The 18988-nt window shown below is 42.1% G+C and carries 9 protein-coding genes and 1 pseudogene; 3 read left to right on the top strand and 7 right to left on the bottom strand.

Annotation, left to right across the window (positions count from 1 at the left end; all coding sequences use genetic code 11):
- The 3 genes and pseudogenes from CLIN57ABFB40_RS20155 to CLIN57ABFB40_RS20145 all read left to right on the top strand — a co-directional run.
- Positions 1–748: glycoside hydrolase family 88 protein (locus CLIN57ABFB40_RS20155; protein ID WP_175631661.1), on the top strand; the 748-nt coding region annotated here is incomplete at its 5' end.
- A gap of 123 nt (positions 749–871) precedes the next feature.
- Positions 872–2506: a rhamnogalacturonan acetylesterase gene (locus CLIN57ABFB40_RS20150; protein WP_175631660.1), complete on the top strand. Its 1635-nt coding sequence runs from the start codon at positions 872–874 to the stop codon at positions 2504–2506.
- A gap of 410 nt (positions 2507–2916) precedes the next feature.
- Positions 2917–3974, top strand: a pseudogene (locus CLIN57ABFB40_RS20145) (AAA family ATPase).
- A gap of 44 nt (positions 3975–4018) precedes the next feature.
- Here CLIN57ABFB40_RS20145 and CLIN57ABFB40_RS20140 read toward each other — a convergent pair.
- From CLIN57ABFB40_RS20140 to CLIN57ABFB40_RS20110, 7 genes are all read right to left on the bottom strand, one after another.
- Complete coding sequence (locus tag CLIN57ABFB40_RS20140; RefSeq protein ID WP_175631659.1) at positions 4019–6127, bottom strand: hypothetical protein; 2109 nt, start codon at positions 6125–6127, stop codon at positions 4019–4021.
- Positions 6128–6175: 48 nt separating this feature from the next.
- Positions 6176–7906, bottom strand: a complete 1731-nt coding sequence (locus CLIN57ABFB40_RS20135) for a RagB/SusD family nutrient uptake outer membrane protein (RefSeq protein WP_167962587.1) — start codon at positions 7904–7906, stop codon at positions 6176–6178.
- A gap of 21 nt (positions 7907–7927) precedes the next feature.
- The gene (locus CLIN57ABFB40_RS20130; protein WP_175631658.1) at positions 7928–10792 is read right to left on the bottom strand and encodes a SusC/RagA family TonB-linked outer membrane protein; all 2865 of its coding nucleotides are present in this window, start codon (positions 10790–10792) and stop codon (positions 7928–7930) included.
- A gap of 37 nt (positions 10793–10829) precedes the next feature.
- Entirely contained in the window at positions 10830–12845 is a 2016-nt protein-coding gene (locus tag CLIN57ABFB40_RS20125; protein WP_167962583.1) for a RagB/SusD family nutrient uptake outer membrane protein, read from the bottom strand.
- 24 nt (positions 12846–12869) lie between these two features.
- Positions 12870–16088 carry a SusC/RagA family TonB-linked outer membrane protein gene (locus CLIN57ABFB40_RS20120; RefSeq protein WP_175631657.1) on the bottom strand — a complete coding sequence of 1073 codons (3219 nt, stop codon included), beginning with the start codon at positions 16086–16088 and terminating at the stop codon, positions 12870–12872.
- An 88-nt stretch (positions 16089–16176) separates the two neighbouring features.
- Positions 16177–17766, bottom strand: a complete 1590-nt coding sequence (locus CLIN57ABFB40_RS20115) for a fimbrillin family protein (RefSeq protein ID WP_175631656.1) — start codon at positions 17764–17766, stop codon at positions 16177–16179.
- A 62-nt stretch (positions 17767–17828) separates the two neighbouring features.
- Positions 17829–18845, bottom strand: a complete 1017-nt coding sequence (locus tag CLIN57ABFB40_RS20110) for a fimbrillin family protein (RefSeq protein ID WP_175631655.1) — start codon at positions 18843–18845, stop codon at positions 17829–17831.
- Positions 18846–18988 lie beyond the last annotated feature (143 nt).

The following is an 18988-nucleotide window of genomic DNA, read 5'->3' as shown; positions in this document are numbered from 1 at the left end:
AAACATGATTCGGAATATCAAGGCGAGCATCGACATGGTGGTGAACACTCCGCAAGTAAACGACTGGTGGTGGATTGACGCCGTACAAATGGCAATGCCTATCTTCGCCAAGTTCGGCAAAATGACCGGAGAGCGGAAATACTACGACAAGATGTGGGATATGTATTATTATACACGCAGCCAGCATGACGAAACGGGCATGTTCAACCAGAAAGACGGTCTGTGGTGGCGCGACCAGGATTTTAACCCGCCATATAAGGAGCCGAATGGCGAAGATTGTTACTGGAGCCGCGGAAACGGCTGGGTATATGCTGCTTTGGTACGGGTACTGGATGAAATCCCTGCTGACGAGAAACACCGTCAGGACTATATCAACGACTTCCTGACCATGAGCAAGGCATTGAAGAAGTGCCAGCGTGAAGACGGTTTCTGGAATGTCAGCCTTCATGACCCTACGAACTTCGGCGGAAAAGAGACTTCCGGCACGGCACTGTTTGTCTACGGAATGGTTTGGGGAGTCCGCAACGGACTGCTTGACCGAAAGGAGTATCTTCCGGTTGCTTTAAAGGCATGGAATGCAATGGTGAAAGATGCCGTTCATCCGAACGGATTCCTGGGATATGTACAAGGCACGGGTAAGGAGCCTAAAGACGGGCAGCCTGTTACTTATAAGAGTGTACCCGACTTTGAGGATTACGGTGTAGGTTGTTTCCTGCTTGCCGGGACGGAGATTTACAAATTAAGATAAAGATAGTTTTCAATAAGGTTAAGAATAATCACCCATTAGGTTTAAGTAGAGGTTAGTTTGTAGTTAGCTCCCTCACTGACAGGTATCGAACAGGTCAGTGAGGGATTTCAAAGAAAACAGAAAATGAAAAACAAGTTGTTCCAATATGCATGCGGACTGATAGTCATCGCATGCAGTCTGCAAATGCAGGCACAGAATAAGGTCGCTGCTCCCATGAAAGATGTCAACCAAGTGATTGACAATACGCTGGACAGCCTGAACAAAGCACGTACATCAAGACCGGAAGCGGGTTCGAGCCGCAAAGGCAATAACCCTGTATTGTTTTTGGTGGGAAACTCCACCATGCGCACCGGAACCTTGGGAAACGGTAACAACGGACAATGGGGCTGGGGATATTATGCCGGCGATTATTTCGATTCGAACCGGATTACGGTAGAGAACCATGCGTTGGGCGGAACCAGCAGCCGTACTTTCTACAACCGCCTTTGGCCGGATGTAATCAAGGGAGTACGCCCCGGTGACTGGGTAATCATCGAACTGGGACATAATGACAACGGCCCTTATGACAGCGGACGTGCCCGTGCCTCTATTCCGGGAATCGGCAACGACACGCTGAACGTAACAATCAAAGAAACCGGAGTAAAAGAAACCGTATATACTTACGGCGAATATATGCGCCGTTTTATCCGCGACGTGAAAGCGAAAGGCGCTCATCCTATCCTGTTCTCGCTCACTCCCCGCAATGCCTGGGAAGATAAGGACAGCACCATCGTCAAACGTGTCAACAAGACTTTCGGATTATGGGCGAAGCAGGTAGCCGAACAGCAGAATGTTCCTTTCATTGATTTGAATGATATCACTGCCCGCAAGTTCGAGAAGTTCGGCAAGGAGAAAGTGAAATATATGTTTTATATCGACCGTATCCATACCAGTGCTTTCGGTGCCAAGGTAAATGCCGAATCTGCCGCGGACGGAATACGTGCGTATGAAGGACTGGAATTGGCCAATTATCTGAAACCAATCGAGCAGGATACCGTGACAGGTTCCAGCCGTAAGGAAGGACGCCCGGTATTGTTCACTATTGGCGACAGCACGGTCAGAAATGAGGATAAAGACAAGAACGGTATGTGGGGATGGGGAAGCGTGATAGCTGACGAGTTCAACCTGGATAAGATTTCCGTAGAAAATCGTGCGATGGCAGGACGTAGTGCACGTACATATTTGGATGAAGGTCGTTGGGATAAGGTATATAATGCCTTGCAACCGGGAGATTTCGTGCTTATACAGTTCGGTCACAACGATGCAGGAGATATAAACAAGGGGAAAGCCCGTGCCGAATTACGTGGTTCGGGAGATGAAAGCAAGGTCTTTCTTATGGAAAAGACAGGAAAATACCAAGTTGTTTATACTTTCGGCTGGTATCTCCGTAAATTTATCAGGGACGTTCAGGAAAAAGGGGCGACTCCCATTGTGTTGAGCCACACTCCACGCAACAAATGGAAAGACGGAAAGATAGAACGCAATACGGAATCTTTCGGCAAATGGACACGCGAAGCTGCTGAAGCCACCGGAGCTTACTTTATCGACCTGAACAAAATTAGTGCTGATAAACTTGAAAAGAAAGGTGTGAAGAAAGCAGCCGCTTACTACAATCACGACCATACGCATACTTCTCTGAAAGGAGCGCATATGAACGCAAAAAGTATTGCGGAAGGGTTGAAAAAGAGTGATTGCCTGTTGAAGGAGTACTTAAAGTAAATACATAAGAGATAAGCTACACTACTTGCACTCAATCTATTAATACAAAAGTTGCTCTTACCCCTTTGCAAACTTCTCTTGGGTTAATCCTAAAGTTTTGTTTGCCTAAGAGTAAACTATAAATGCAAGTTCCGTTTATAAAAATGCAAGCTTTGTTTTTATAATCAAAGGCTTCATTTATAAAAACGGAACTTGCGTTTATAGTTTGCAATAAGTTGATTGCAAGTTTGGTAGTGAGGGAAAGGAAGTTTACCTTTAATACATAAGAACTTTTCCATTAATAGATTGGGGGACAGCCAGTGCTACTTTGTACGAAAACAAATTGTCACCTTTCCAGAATACAACCACAAATCATTGATTTATTCCACAGAATAGATTAACTTGCCTGTACTAATTAAAAGCCTGCCAATATGAGTCAAGTGAAAGGAATACCATACGGAATATCCGACTTCAACCGGATGCGGAACGAAAACTTCTATTTCGTCGATAAGACCATGTATTTGCCCCTTATCGAGGAAATGCCCAGTTATCTTTTCCTTATTCGTCCGAGACGTTTCGGAAAAAGCTTGTTCCTGAGCATGATGCGTACTTATTATGACATAATACAGAAGGATAACTTCGACAAGTATTTCGGTGACTTATGGATAGGAAGCCATCCAACCAAACAACATAACAGTTTCCAAATCCTTTTCTTCGACTTCTCAAAAGCAGGCTGTTCTCTGCCGGGAGCAGATTAGCACTATCGAGGAAATAGCGGCAGAAGGTGAAATACTGGTAGACTTGCATACTTCATTCCCGTCAGAGAAGATAGCAGATATTGAGAACTTCCGAAGCCTGCTCTATTATTATGGCTTACTCACCATGTGCGGCACCCGTGGCGACCGTCTGAAAATGTGCATACCTAACAATTGTGTACGCGAGCAGTACCTTGGATTCTTACGCGACTACTATCAATAGGCCCATACCCTGAATCTTTCACATCTGAAAGACCTGATAGATGATTTCGCCTTCGACGGTCATTGGAAACCATTCTTCGAAACCATCGCCCGTGCCTATCGGGAGAACTCTTCCATACGTGACGCAATAGAAGGGGAAAGAAACCTGCAAGGTTTCCTGAAAGCCTATCTTGCCATTGCTTCCTATTATCTCGTACAACCGGAATTGGAAATGAACTATGGTTATTGTGACTTCTTCCTGTTGCCGGACAAAATTCGTTATTCCGATATAGAACACAGCTATATCCTGGAACTGAAATACGCTACACACAGCTACCGATGCTGAACTTGAAGTCCAGGCAGAAGAAGGAAGGCAACAACTGTTACAATACAGTAAGGATAAAGTTGTGCAGAAACTGGCTACAGGAACGACACTTCACCTATTATTAATTCGGTTCCAAGGTTGGGATATGGTGAAATGTGAAGAAATAAAAGAATTGCCACTTATTACTTCATCGAACTCTCAGAAGTAATAAATGGCAAGACTTATCTTAATAAGGAAATTATAAATCCACTTCTATTTCAAAGTTTCCGCACCAACATAATACCCTAAGTTAGTACCTTGATTATATCCGATATTTTGCATAGCCTGAGACATATCATAAGTATGGTCAGTCATCAGGTGACGAAGACGATGGGTGGTCGGATGGTTCGTAGAGAAAATATAAATAGACCTATTATCGTTCGAACCTAAAATAACTTCTTCGCGATAGTCACCCAAGAAATCTCCATAATAACAAGGATTAAATTTCGTACCATGGTTTCCGTCATTACTTCCATAGTGTCCGAAATATACCAAACGATTCTTATTCGTTTTATTTACATCCGGATTTCCCTTATAACTTACTATACAAGCACGGTCATACATTTCCCTTGTCGGTTGACCGCTCCAATAAATAGCGGCATTGTACATCACACCGCTACCAATTCCTTTCGGATAGTCGGTTGAGACAACACGGCCACTGCTGCAACTATACATTCCCGACTGTAAAGACGAATAATACTCAAAATCCGGACTGTCCGGATCTACATCCGCTACAATACAACGTCCCACATCCCCGTTTTTACCTGCTCCATGCCCGGCAATCAAGTTCCCTGTTTTCGCATCAATCACCTGACAAGCATATCCTAATCCCTGTGTGCTATATGTATCCTGCTCTTCAAAAGAAGCTACAATCTGTTGTTTGCCGAATAATGGATTTATCTGCTGGGGATTCTGAATAAACCGTCCCACATACAAACAGTCTCCATGCCCGTTCCCGGTACACCACAGCTCACTTCCATCATCATCAATAGCAGCCGAACCATACAATATTTCATCCTTTCCATCATCATCCAAATCTGCCACACGGAAGGAATGTGAACACATTGCCAGCCATTTCTCACTATGGTCGGCAGTGTCAAACTTCCAACGATTAACCAATTCGTTTCCTTGTAAGTCAAGTGCCCACACTTGCCAGTTTTTATAAATGCCACGAGAAATAATCAAACTTGGATTACTTTTTCTTACACCAGTCGTCTCGTCAGGTATACCATCCAAATAAGCTGCTCCAATGAAGAAACGATCCATACGGTTTCCGTAGTCATCTCCCCAATAAGAATTCCAATATTGGGCACGTGCTACCTTTGATTCGTCCTCATGACCACGAGGTATATTGGGAGTACGGGTAATCTCACAACCGTCAAATCCACGACAGATAGAAATGTATTCAGGACCTTCCAAAACTAGTCCGGCAGTAGAATACAGACTTTTTCCGGAATACCACCCCACACCGTTCGTATCCCGCAAACGATAATCATTCACCAGCCCATTGGCATCGGTAATTATTCTTCCATTAGGAAATTTAGTTCCTTCAGATGAACGGAATGCAATTTCACACAAGCCGTCTCCATCAAAATCATATAAAATATAAGAAGTATAATGTGAGCCGGAACGAATGTTAAGACCTAAGTCTATACGCCACAAAAAGGTACCGTCCAGTTTGTAAGCCTCTAAAAGAGTGGTTCCATTGCGCCATCCTCCTTGATTGGCTCCATCATATGGCTCTCTCTTAATTACAATTTCCAGTTCTCCGTCTCCATCCAGTTCACCCAATTGAATATCATCAGGAGCATATGTCAATGCAGCATCGGGCACATCACTTCTTAGTATAATCTCCCGATAGAATTTCGTCGCCATCTCAGAAGTAAACGTGTAGTCACAGATTGTTTCCTCTTGACCAGCCAATGTCACCCGATAATAATTTGTTTTTGCGGGATTAATATTCTCATCTACCCAACAAGTAGTCTTCGTTATCGCCTCTTCATTTAACTTGACTTCTTCACCCCCATCTTCTGACTTATAAATATCGAAAGCTATATTTTCCGGATCGGTCAACAACAATCTCCAACTAACTAACGCCGAAGAAATTCCTGTGGCATTATGTTGATCTGTTTCAGACATAGGGTCATAGCTCACCCACATAGCACGGCTTCCCGTAATAACCTCCGTAGGCAGGTCTTTCAACGGTTCTTCCTTAATATTAAGATTAAATTCCGGTTCTTCATCCACTACCGGATCAGTATCCGAGCATGCTCCAAATGTCAACAATCCAAACAGTCCTAATGTATATAATATTTTCTTCATATTCTGTCTTTAGTATTAAATAATCATTTTTCAATTCCGAGGTTAGTTCTACCACCCCGGATTCTGCGTCAAATTAGGATTCTTGGCTTTTTCACTTTGCGGAATAGGAAAGAAATACATTTTATCATCCCATTGCCTATCCACAGTGACACGCCTATATGAATATGAATCCCCACTCTTATATATTTTCATTTCATCAATGCTGCTGAAATGCTTGTCTCCTTCCTTCCAACGACGTACATCCCAAAAACGGTGTCCCTCGAATGCTAACTCTACCATGCGCTCATTCTGGTATTTCTCCCACCATAGCTGATTATTCAGACCTGCGGGAAATTTAGGCATATTCACCTTCGTGCGCTGGCGAGTTTTATTCACCATCTCATTGGCAGGAATAGGAAATTCGTTATTGGTAGCATAAGCAGTACCTAAATATTTGAATAATGCTTCTGCATAATTCAGGTAGAACTCTCCTAAGCGATATATAATCCATGTATGATTATCTGTAGTAGGCTTCGCTGTCGTCGTATTAATACTTGTCTGACAATACTTTTTCAGATAATAGCCGGTAGGCGTTCCCCCACTCAGTGGTTCTGCATTTGCACCTCCCTGATAGGTTTCTAACGCAGTTTCGTTCCAATTCGGCCATTTTGTATCACCATTCTTAGCAATCGTTTTTTCAAATCTAGGATCACGCCCCTCGTAATAAGGTTTATTTTTATCATAATCCGCCTTTTTATCTGGTCTTTCACCACCGTCCTTCAACTCATAGGCATCCACCAATGTCTGTGTAGGGCAGTTTCCACCTCGACAGTTTTCCAACCCGACAGGAAAATTATATTTTTCAAAAGAGTTGGTAGCACGTATGGCACGACAACCGAAAATGAGTTCATCGATGGCACTACTGTAACTCTTTGCATCCCATAAATTCTCGTAGTCATCTATCAATCTCATACCTGCTTCTTCGCAAGTCTCGATCAAGTCTTTATTAGCCTTGGCTGCACGATACCACAGTTCCTTGTACTCTTGGCTACCTTCCTGATGAGAATTGAACAACGGACTGGCGGCATACAAAGCCGTACGCGCTTTTAATGCCAATACTGTACGCTTGTTGGCTCGCCCTGTTTCCGCTGATTCGCCGGCAGGAACCAAAGCCCCCAAATTATTATAATCCGGTATAATCAGATCTTTTATCTCGTCACATTCCTTAATAATCCAGTCGAATACCTCTTGAGCTGGTTTACGTGTAAGCGTATTCACCTCAGAAGTTGACAAGACATGATCGGTAAAAGGTACATCTCCGTATTGTCTTACCAGATTAAAGTAGAAATATGCCCGCAGAAAACGGACTTCATATTGATAATTATTATAGCGATACATCTCAGCTTCATAATCGGAGATTTGTTCATACTCCGAGAACGTCAGTCCTGTAAATTCCTCTAGATAATTGTTACAATTGGCAATTGCTTTATAACTGGAAGTCCACATACTGCTCTGCGCATTCACCGGACTCCATGCTCCATTGTAAAAAGTCTCAATGGCATTACCTGTATAGGAATATTGCGATTCATCGGTAGCAGAACCCAAAATAGCACCACTATAATTTCCAAAATCAGAGTCAAGTGATTGGTAAATGTTAGATACCAACCCGCCTACATCATAAAAAGTACGCTTTACATAACCTGCGTCATAAGGATTATACTCTGAATAGTCCATCTGATCCGCACAAGAAGAAAAAGCGAAGATGGTCAGAACGCCATATATCAATTTATTCAGTTTCATTCTTTACCTCGTTTTTAATGATTAAAATCCTATCTTAACACCTACTACCACACTCTTGGTCAATGGATTTGTCGCACCGTAAGATTCCGGATCCGCCACGTCGATATGATCAAAACAAAGCAAATCCACTCCTCGTACATACAATTTAGCACTACCTAATATTTTTGTCCGTTTCATCAGATGTTGGGGAAATTTATAATAAACCTCCACATTGCGTAATTTCAAGAACGAACGGTCGGCAAGCCAGATCGTGTTAGTCTGATAATTATTGGCATTACTCTGCGAGCTCAGACGCGGATATTTTGCATTCAAGTTTTCGGGAGTCCAACGGTTCTCATAATAGTGTGTGGAAAGTGATGTATTGTTAATCAACGGCCAAAACATACTCTTGGTATTCAAGACGGCAGAATAGTTTCCTGTCCCCTGAAACATGGCATCCAATCCGATTCCTTTCCATTCGGCTCCCAAATGGAAAGAATAATAGATTTCCGGGGCAGCCGTACTATATCCAATAGCCGTCACGTCGTTTGCATCGATCACCTTATCTCCGTTCACATCCTTATATTTGATATCACCAGGAACTACCGTACTGAAGTTCTGTACCAGACTGCTCTCAATCTCTGCCTCATCTTTGAAAAAACCTTCCGCAACCAAGCCATACACCTGATTCAGTCGGTGTCCCGTCCGTTTCAAGTTATCATATAAACGCGGTTCTTCCCGTTGCTCCTTGATTTCGTTTCGGGTAAAAGCAAAGTTTCCTCCAGCATTAACAACCCAATCACCCCACCGTTTCGTATAGTCCAAACCGAACTCAGTACCCCAACTATCCACAATACCTGCGTTTTCATAAGGAGAATCCATACCAAGTACTGTTGAATATTGACCGCTAGAATCCACCCAAATATCTTTCCGACGTTGATAATATCCTTCTATCGTCAAATTCAATCCTTTGAACATCGTTGCATCCAACCCTACATTATATTTATAAGCTTTCTCGTGTGTCGAGTTTAATGTAGCCAATCGATTCATGTAAGTGGTTCCGAAATTGGATCCATAACCGACATCAAACAGATAGCGTGTACCCGTTGTCGTATAAATTTGTTCCCAATAGTTATATACCGAATTATCACCGTCTTTAGGCAGGTAATCAGCATTAATCACACCAAACGAAGCCCGTAACTTCAAAAGATCAACCCAAGAAAACGCTTTCATAAAGTTCTCTTCCGAAAGTACCCAAGCCGCAGAGATGGTAGGTGAGAAAGCCCATTTATGTCCCGGAGCTAATAAATTAGAAGCCGATCCGACCAGTGCCAAATCTACATAATAACGCTTATTGAGGCCATAGTGAGTATACCACGATACATTTTGGCGGTAGATACTGGTATTTACTCCATAAGTGTCACGAAACTCATACTCCCATTTCAACTGTGAATAAATATCATGTTTTCCGAATGAACGATTATAATCAAAACCTCCGGAGAAATTGAACTGACGTGCCCAATCATTCGTATCGGCACCGGTCGCCATTTCACTGGGTTTACCGCCTGTAACAACTGTATACAACGGGCCACCGGCGCTTGAATCCTGCCAGCTAGGCGTATATCCCCTATAAGCATATGTCTTACTGTGATCTTCCCAAATGGAAGAGTAGTTGTCGTATGCCAAACGGAAATTTACACCTAATCCTTTCATTAATCCGGACAAGTCCTGTGATAAGGTCAAGTCCGCCAACAAACTACGCGTATGTCCCTTGCTATAGGCTGCTCCTTGCGATTGCGCCACCGGGTTCAGCGTACCCGCCCAAGTGGAGCTTCCTCCCCACGAACCGTCATCCGATAGTATAGGAAAGGCGGCGGAAGGAATCGAATAAACCATATCCCACAAATCCGTACTGGAAGTTCCCGGACGACTTGATTCGGACAGTGAACCGAGAAGATTTAATTTCAGTTTAGTGGTACTCGTCAAGTCAATATCCAAATTTGTACGCAAATTAGCACTAGAATACTTGTCTTGTGTAGAATAACCGTCATTCATATTAGCATTGGCAACGAATCCCTTGTCTGTTATCAACCCTAACATTGCATAATAACGAAATTTACTACCTCCTCCTGTAAACTCTATATTATATTTATTAGAGACTCCCATGTCACGGAAAGTTTCGTCAATCCAATCCACATTCGGATAAAAATAAGGTAATTGCGCATTGATACGATCACCCAACCCCTTCACTCTCCCATAACGGAAAGCATGAATTTCAAGAGGGGTATAACGCACATCTAATCCTTCGTAACCTCGTGCCTCGTTCACAGCTTCGGCATAGGTAGCGGCATTCACAAAATCAGGGCGACGCGACTGGAAGTTGATTACATGATCATAAGTAAACTTTATTTCCCTTGAATTGTATTTTCCCCGTTTGGTAGTTACCAAAACAGCTCCATTAATACCTTTATAGCCATATAACGCAACTGCTGCGGCATCCTTCAGTATAGATACCGATTCTACTTCTTCCGGTGACACAAGGCTCATGTCACGTTCCAACCCGTCTACCAAAACTAATGGCGAACTACTAGACAGACTTTGCAGACCACGTACATAAAAAGTAGGCTCCGTACTAGAAAAATTACCCGCATTCTGCAAGGCGGTCAATCCCAGTCCCTGTCCGAAAAGAGAGTTAGAAATATTCTTTGAAGCCCTCTTATCAAATTCTTCATTATAAACGGTAGAGACTGCCGCAGTCGATTCGTGGCGGCTGAACACCCGGTTAGCCCCTACATCCACAGTGACGGAATCTCCAGACACTCTTCCTTTATTATCTATATTCTGCGCTCCTATCGGCATGCCCAAAGATGCCAACAGAATCAGTACCAGCATTTTATTATTTTTCATATCACTGTTCTAAAATCAATTTTACTCATGTTTCTCATCACCAGCCGGGATTTTGAATCAAACCGTATCCTTTGTTGATTTCATTTTGAGGAAACGGAGATAAATACCATTTCGAATCGAATCCTTGTGTCCACCAAACACGTGCTCTGTTATGCAATTCGAATCTTTCATATTCAAATCTCGTAGGCTGAATGGCATTTTTACCGAATTCATCAGTTCCGTCTCTCCAAGGTTTCTCTATACGCTTACCCGCATCATCCAAGCGATAAATCAATAAACCATGCAGTTTCTTTTCAAAACGGTCTGCACGTTTGTAACGAATCAAGTCGAAATAACGGCTGTCTTCCATGCCTAATTCACAAGCACGTTCACGAAGTATTTCCTCTAACAAAGCATCCTTATCAGTTGTCAGATTCTTATTCGGGATACATTCCTCCAATTTACCCAAGCCTACACGGGCGCGGACTTCATTTACCCAATAAAGAGCATCTGTGAAATTATTTTCGGCTTGCAGCAGAGCTTCTGCATACGTCAGAAAGAGATCGGACAAACGAAGATATGCCCAATGGATAGGTTGGCGTTCATAATCACTGTCACTCAAATAATATTTCATGTTATCATATCCAGTAGCAAAACGCATATTTTCCAATACAGGAGCTGTCTTTGCATCCGTACCTCCCACCCATAATTCCCATGGATAGTCACTCATTTTAGGAGAAGACCATCCTAAATTTCGAGGTATATTGTTCACGATGACAGATTCATATAGTCGCGGATCACGGGTTAATATAAGATTGGAAAGAGTATTTTCTCCATTAGCAAATTCGCCGGTCAGAAACATATCGTTTAGCTTGCCTTCTGCTTCCGTCTCATTCCAGTCAAACGGGGTTCCGTCTGCCCAAGGAAACATCTCAACATACTCTTGGGTCGGAGTATAAGAGTTACGTCCATTGTTACACCAAGTACGCCATATATAAGTAGTCGACCCGCCCGGACGTTCATAGCCTGCTACACGTACGGAGTGTAATACTTCAGGACTATCCAAAAGGATGTACCCCATCCGGTAAGCATACCGATACTCAGTGGGAGTAGGATTGCTGCCTGCTGCTTCCCGTAACTTATAAAAACCGTTTGCCTCTATGGCATTGAAAAACTGCCTGCAATATTCAAGACATTTATTCCACAATTCGGGACGTTTACTTCCATACCACACCAAATGTTGTTGTTCCGCTTCACTACGTCCACCAGCATATCCTTGAGTGTCGTTAAACAAAGGAGAAGCGGCAAACTGCCATAATTTACATCTCAATGCCATAGCCCCAGCCAATGTCCAATGACCACTATCAGAATTAAAATCAGCCCCTTCATATGCCCATTTCAAACCACCGGATTCGATAGCTTCCTCCAGCATTTTATCCATATAGTTCACGGTTTCTTCCACCGTAGCACGTGGTAATTGATAGTTGGTCTCCGTTCCCATGAACGAAGCATAAATAAGCGGTAATCCTCCATAGTGACGGAACATATCAAAATAGCGAGCGGCAATAAGGCATTTCGCCTCTGCTTTCATCTTTACTTTTTCATCCTCTCCCATACCAGGCACTCTGTCTACATTTTCCAAAAGCAGCCAGCACCACCGCACAGTCTGCCAGACACCTTCACGAGTATATCCGAAGATATCACCACGAATACCGTAATTAGCGGTATGCGTACCACTATAGTAACTGTTATAAACCGTAGTTCCCGAATAGTGAAGTTGCCAACAGTCAGTCAATGCATCGAACTTTCCTGTATAGGGATTGGAAGAATCCGGAAAGTCATCAACAGATGAATTTACATAAGGCAAACCATAATATTGGCGGCTATAACAGGTATTCAAAAACTGCCGGGTATAAGTGACACTGTTGAATATAGTATCTTGAGTAGCAGATCCACCCGGCGCTTTTTCGAGAAAGCTGTTACCGAACTTAATCTCGTCTACACAAGAAGTAGTTCCTATACCAAGCACTCCTGCCATCATTACTCCGACAAACCATTTATATTTTTGTTTCATAATAATCAAATTTTAAATCTGTTTTTAGAATCCCAGTTTCAATCCCAATGTATATGTCTTTGTCAACGGGTACGAAGGTGCATTACTAGCTCTTGCTTCCGGGTCGCCCCATAAATAAGGTGTGAGAGTCCACAAATTATAGCCACTGAACGATAGCTGACAAGTACTCATTCCCAATTTCTTCATCAAAGGGAATTGAAAATTATAAGCAATTGTCAGAGTCTTTAGACGCAAATATTTGGAATCCTGTTCATAAAGAGTTGATTCTGCATAGTTATTATCAGCATTCTTCCATGTAGCACGTGGATATTTCGCATCTTGCGACGGATTTTCTTTTGTCCATGTATTTGCCAGATGATAGGCAAGCAAACCACCTGCAACATTACCTGAACTAGATAAAAATGGCCGACGGAACACATCCGAAATCATTCGGCTCACATTCCACGCACCAGTCCATTGCGTATTTACTTCCAAATTCTTCCAAGAGAATCCGAGATTCATACCTACCATGTATTCCGGATCATCCGTAAATCCATAATCATAACCCATATCATTTGCGTCAATCTTCCGGTCGCCATTTAAATCGACATAAACAGCATCTCCATTTTGTAATACAACCGAATGAGTCGGAAACGGACGATGGAATGTCTGTTCATACAGTACCGGTGTTTGTTCATCGTAATAGCGCCAGAAAGCATATTGCTTGCGTGAGCCGATACGATGTCCTTTCTCGTACAAATAGTCGTAATCCTGAGGAGCTTCCTTACGCTCGATGATTTCATTCTGATTATAAGAAAGGTTTATACCCGCCCAATAGCGAAAGTTTTTCCCGACCTTATCGTTCCATTTCAACGAAAGTTCCCATCCCCAGTTATTTACTTCCCCTAAATTAGAGAAAGGTTGAGTAAAACCTAACATACCGGGAGCTGTTCCGTCTTGCAGAAGGATATCCCAACGGTGTTCCTTGTAATATTCTACTGTAGCAGATAAACGGTCGTTAAAAAAGTTGATATCAATACCATAGTTCTGCTTGAATGCTTTTTCCCATGTCACATTCGCATTATTAATCGCCCACTCATGTGCTCCTAAACTAACAGTGGAAGTTTGTCCTCCTTGCCCGAACAAGTATCCATAAGAGCCCTGTATCTGAGCAAGATTACCACTTCCATAACCGGAATTACTAACATAACCGTTCAGATTAACATGATAAGGATTGGCAGTATACATAAAACGGGAGCCACCGATTTTATCATTACCTACCAAACCGAAGCTGGCACGTAGTTTCAGGAAGCTTATTACCGGTTTGATAGATTCCCAAAACTTTTCTTCACTAGCCACCCACCCTACGGATGCTGCCGGAAAGAGGGCAAACCGATTATCCGAAGCAAAGTTCTCCGAACCGTTATAACCCATATTAGCTTCTACCATATAACGGTTTTTCCAGTCGTAAGTTACACGTCCAACCAAACCGACATATCCTCGCGGAACATCCGAATATTCTTTTGGGTAATATTCTTTGGACTGATTATAAAGCACCAATGCCCCTATGTTGTGATTACCAAACGAGCGATTATAGTTCAGTGCAGCTTCCATATACCAGTTACGCGACTGTCCCCGAGAAACTCCATAGCTCACATCAGTGTATTTACTACCGTCTACCGGACGTAATCCTACACTCCCATCACTCTGTAATACCGGTGTATAAGTCATTTCCGTACCACCGGACAAATTCTTATTAATGGTAAATGAGCTATTGTACGAACCTTTCAACTTAAATGAAAGTCCTTTAGTGATAAAATCCAATTTCTGATTCAAAATAAGGTCGGCATTCAAGGAATTGTTGACACTATGGGCAGCTCCGCCTCCATAATAAGTGAATGGGTCTGCATCACCGACAAAAGGTAAGCTCAATCCGTCAGACTGTGAGTCAGTAGTAGTATATACCAACTTATTATTTATAAAACCGGCACTTCTAAACGGAGTTGAATAATAGATATTCTTAACCATTCCGGATGATCCTTGGCTGGTACGTGGCTTTTCGGATGAATTAACGTTTCCTGCCACATTGAATGAGATTGTAGTGGTTTTCGTCACGTCTATATCCAAGTTACTTCGGTAATTAAAACGACGATATTGATAGCTGATACCATAAGGCAGACTAAACTCATTGAAAAGTCCGCCTTGTGTATAAGCACCTGCCGAGATAAAATAACGCACCTTATCCGTACCTCCGGAAATATTCAGATTGTGCTGACTCTGCAGAGTAGCATCCCCCATAATATAATCAATCCAATTGACACTCGGAAAACGAAGGGGATCAGAACCATCCCGGAATTTTTGAATAACTCCATCTGAGAATGTCTTGGCTGGTATTTCCCCCACTGGTGTATCATTAGCTATCATTTGATTATAAAACATAGCATATTCATAAGAGTTAGCAGTTTCCACCATTTTAGTAGGCATTTGTATAGAAGCAGAAGTGCTGAAAGAGATATGTGCCTTTCCTTCCCTACCGCGCTTGGTAGTAATCAGAATAACTCCATTGGCTCCGCGTACACCAAACACAGCAGTGGCGGAAGCGTCTTTCAAAATGGATATAGACTCTATTTCATTGGGATCTATATCATTCATGCTACGTTCTACACCATCCACCTGAATCAATGGAGACGCATCTCCCCATGTCGCTTTACCACGGATAAAAACCTCTGCGGCATCTGCACCCGGCTCACCGGATGTTTGAATGGTAGTCAGACCTGCCATCTGCCCTCCTAATACATTAGAGACAGAACCGATGGAAGTACGTGTCAGGGCTTCGGTCTTAACACTTGCCACAGCACCCGTCATGGTTACTTTCTTCTGCACACCATATGCCACGATTTCCACTTCTTGCAAAGTGGTAGCATCTTCCGATAAAACCACTCGCATATTATTTTTGGCAACTAACACTTGCTCAGTATATCCGATAAAAGTAACTTTCAGCTTCGTCCCTGCTTTCGCATTGATTTTAAACATACCGTCGATATCGGTAATAGTACCGACAGAAGTACCTACAACAAGAACATTAGCTCCAATCACCGGTTCGCCTTTATCGTCCACCACCGTTCCCTTGATAATGCCTTGTTGCTGAACTATATCAACAGCAGCTATAGCCTGTCCTTGATTGCCGAAAGTCGGTATTAGGGCGAAAGAGAAAAACAGGGCAATAGGTAAAGTTGTTCCTTTTATTAAGTTTTTCTTATTCATATATTTCTATTTTCATGATAGAGGAGTTATGAGGCGGCGAAGTATGTCCATGCCGCCTTATTTTCTTCATTTGAATATAATTATCTGTTTAGAAAGCAAGCATCAAACGACATAGTTTGCCACCGGAACCGCGCTCACGCAGCGTTATATCCTGACCATTCTCTGAAAGTTTATGATACCACATATAAGTTACAGCACGCTCATTACTGCTAAAATATCCGGCATCTGTTGTCAATGCTGTTCCTTTTGCGGAATTGATGCTTGTATTAATAGCATTTAATGATTTAGCCGCTTGTTCTAACTCTACAATGCTTGGAATATACCAGTCAGTAACCATAGAAGGAACAGTTACTTTCGAACGGTAATTGTTAAGATTAACGTAAGCATTGTCACAAGGGAACTGCCGTATATTTTCATAACAGTAAGTCAACAGGAATGTGTTGTTGTAACCCATAAATCCCGGAATAGCAGCATAAGGAGCACCACCCTTATTTGATTCATTTAAATTGCTTACAAGGCGATTCTGCCATTCTTCGTCAGTCTTAAACCAATCACCGAACAATGCATCAGCGGCCCCGGTAGACAGATTTTTAGTTCCCCATTGAAAAGCAGATCCAGTCATATCTTCCAACGCTATAACCAACCCGTGGCTACAAGCCGGATAGTCGTTATGCAGAATATCATTAGTTTCCGTATAAGTACTGGAATGTGTTACCGATGGTTGCGGATTTCCCACATAACATACAATACCAATTACATTTTCAGGAACAGTTTCAGTATCTTTGCTGACAATTGAACCATTTGCACAATAATAATCCCCTACAGCAAGTATATATTCGTATTTATTAGGATCATTGATTGTATATACTTTAGCCGTTCCGTTATTCAATGTAGCAGTAGCCGCATATGACATCTCCTTTGTTCCTATATATGTACCTTCAATAGTAAACTCTGTTCCCGGTTTCACCAAGAAGCGATAAGAATCCGTACTTTCTTGATAAAAAGGAGTCACTTCATTACCATTCAATTTGAAAGAACTAGCAGTAACAGGTAATTCATAATCATCAAGGGTTACGTCCGTATTGGCAAAGTCATAAACAAGTTTAGGCATTTTCAATACAGTCAAAGCCATACGGTGTATCATTTTAAAGTTGATTTCACCTTTAAAACGATTGTCTACCACAGCACTACCGGAACTTGTCATCAAGTCGTATTTGGTATATTCTTCGTTGGACTGATTATTACCCAGCACCCAACTATCAACATATTGAGCAAACGGATCTTCTTGACCGACATTAAATATCACATCTGCGTCATACGGATAATAAGCATAAAAATCCATATCTTTAAAATCGGCACCTTTATATTCGATGGGAGTTCCTTCAATTTCCCAACTGCCGTTCTTCATCGTAAACTTCCGGTTGTTAATATCCGTCACTATTCCGCCGGCATCTACTCCAAAGACACCGATCGCATCTCCTTCAGCAAAGGCAGTAGTATATCCGTTTTCAACTGCACGTGTTCCTGGAGTAGTATCTATAAATCCACCATCGGTCACACTGATGCGGAAACCATTAGAAGAACCTGTTTCGTTCACATTCAAATCTTCTTGCGAACAAGAAGAGAAACTTGCAATACCTGCAATCAAAAGTGCTGATATATAATTATATATTTTCATATTCGTATTTTTTATTTATTGAATGATTAATGCGTCGTATTAATATTGGTATAAAAGAACAGCTATTTTTTTTCTGTAGCAGTAATATCTTCCTCTTCTACTGTCCAATCCGGATTTTCGGTCGTAGCACCTGTATCAGGAGAAGTAGACTCAGATTTTATCTCCTCTTCTTCTGTAGTCCAGTCATTGATCTGTGTTCCCTCTTTCGTGATAGTAAATACATAATCCTTTTGGTCTACTGACATGCTGGCCTTAATAGTATAGTTATAGGAAACTCCCGTATCTAACTTAGTCAAGTTAGGGAATTGCACTTCATATAACCGCCCTCCCATTCTGGCCTGAATACTCACTTTGCTGCTCACAGTCTGTGGCAACAAGATAGCTTCCATCGTATGATTATTTACTTCACCTACATTTCCCCAATAGATATCCTCAGTCATCGCACTTTCGCTGACAGTCGTCGCTCCTGTGCTTGTATTGAATGTACCCTCCTGCTTCAATCCGATAAGATAACAGTCTATATCAGAAAGTGAAACTCCGTTGCCTGCTTCAAATTTTATCTTGATGCGGCTCATCTTATGGTTAAACACTAACTGTACATTTGGCTGAACGGCACTTGCCGTAGCCGTAGCATAAAGAAAATCAAGATATTTTCTTTTTTCTGCCGTTGCTTGATTTTCAGTGTCAGTCAATACACTTACAATTCCCTCGGTCACTCCAGACGTACCCATAAACGGACAATAGGCTATCACATCATATTCTTGTGTTCCCAAAACCCAAATTTCTTCTCCTACACCTCCTTTGGCGGCAAACATATTATTCGCATCACCTATGTATTTGTAGTGGATATTCTGTTGATTACCTCCACAGGAAATTCCTATTGAATCTCCAATTTCCCATTCTGTATCAGTAGCTCGGGTTGGTGTCAAAGGAGTTCCGGTCTGACTGTTTATCACTGCGTTGAAAGAGACCTTCACACCCGCTTCTCCTGCAAACTTGATGTCAGATTCTTTAACATCAGTGCTGCATCCCGCCAACAGCGACAGAACCAAAGCAGCCATTACATAGTTTTTCTTCATACCATGTCTTTTAAAGTTAAACAAATATTTCTTATTAATTAAATTCTCTATAAGTGCTAAAGGGTAACTACCGAACTCATTCTTTCCGACAGCCATAAACGAAGGGTAGTGTTTTCCATTATTTCTCATACCTCAATATATTG

The organism is Bacteroides acidifaciens, assembly GCF_903181435.1.
Taxonomy (GTDB): Bacteria; Bacteroidota; Bacteroidia; order Bacteroidales; family Bacteroidaceae; genus Bacteroides.
This window is presented reverse-complemented; position numbering and strand designations above follow the sequence as displayed.